Here is an 837-nt window from a genome sequence, read left to right on the forward strand (position 1 = left end):
TAAAAAACCACCCGAAGGTGGCTTAAGTAAAATAATAACAAACTAACCTTTTTCACCCTCAAACTGCCAAATAACCTGACCCCATTGGTTATTAGGATAATCTGGCATGATGTCGCCTTGCTTAAAGTAAGCACGACTGTCAGATTTTGCTTGCGTGAACCAGTAGCCTGATTTAGGGCAGGGCTGACCAGCTAGGCAGCGGCCTTTCGCTTGACTGGTGATTTCGGGTTTATTAGGCTTGGTTTTATTTTCATAATAGGGCGTCATGTCTTCTCCAGCCTCTTGAAGCTTAATAAACTCTTCATAAGTTATTTTGTAAGGGTCAATAGAGATAAATTTACTGGTGTCGATACCTGTCTCTTTAAGTACGAGTGGTAGCGTATAGTCAGGTTGATTTTGCTGAATCTTCAATCCCATTTTAATGGCTTTAGTCTCGAAAAAAAGTCTAGCTTCAGGTAATCCGCCATAAAGCTTACTATATTCTTTGGTCAAAGATTCATCATAGTTATTAGGGATTATTTGTCTTATTAACTCTAACTCATCGAAAATATCTAAGCTAATCAGGTAATGACGGTTGCCTGTTTCAGGGTCACTTTGCCTATTTATTCTAATATTCATAAATACATCTGTACCATGTCGCAGTTGCCATATTTGTAAATCACTGAGCTGCATCCATTGCTCAAAGTTCAAAGGGTAGGTGTAATCAAGATTAAAGTCACTTCCACCTTCTTTTGTGGCAAATATAAAGCTGTCTTTAGGGCTTAAACGAGGCTCACTTAAACTTTTAGCATAAGTCCAACCCTTACCTTGCAGTTCTTTAAAGAAAGCCATCATTTT

General features: G+C 38.4%; 1 pseudogene. It reads right to left on the reverse strand.

The window, feature by feature from the left end:
- Positions 1-42: 42 nt before the first annotated feature.
- Positions 43-837 (reverse strand): annotated as a pseudogene (locus AAEY79_RS14155) (hypothetical protein); the annotation flags it as partial.

The sequence above is a fragment of the Psychrobacter sp. GW64-MNA-CIBAN-0177 genome (assembly GCF_040309585.1).
GTDB classification, from domain to species: domain Bacteria; phylum Pseudomonadota; class Gammaproteobacteria; order Pseudomonadales; family Moraxellaceae; genus Psychrobacter; species Psychrobacter okhotskensis.